This window comes from Flavobacterium xizangense (assembly GCF_054075145.1).
The window spans coordinates 1-282 of record NZ_JBSIPG010000069.1 but is presented as its reverse complement, the minus strand read 5'-3'; the positions used below and the strand labels follow the sequence as shown (position 1 = coordinate 282).

Sequence of the window (282 nt, the reverse complement as noted above, 5' to 3'; positions counted from 1 at the left end):
CCCCACCACGCATTCTTAAAAATCTGATTCATAATTGGGTTCGAAGAATCGAAAGTTCCTGTTGTTTGGATATCGTCATAAACGACTTTTCCAACGAAATTTTCTAAAGTTGGTTTCGTTGTAAAACCCGAAATTTCAACAAATCGAAATCCGTGGAAAATAAAACGAGGTTCCCAAATTTCTTCTCCTTCGCCTTTTAAAGTATAAATGTCAGTTGTTTTAGCATCACGCAAATTGGCGATGTATAACGAACCGTCTGGCTGAAGTGATTCTGCAAACTTC

1 protein-coding gene is annotated in these 282 nt (G+C 37.6%); it reads right to left on the bottom strand.

What is annotated here, in order from left to right; translation table 11 throughout:
• Positions 1-282 (bottom strand): family 78 glycoside hydrolase catalytic domain (locus ACWA1B_RS22545; protein ID WP_456910835.1); only part of this gene is annotated, 282 nt, incomplete at both ends.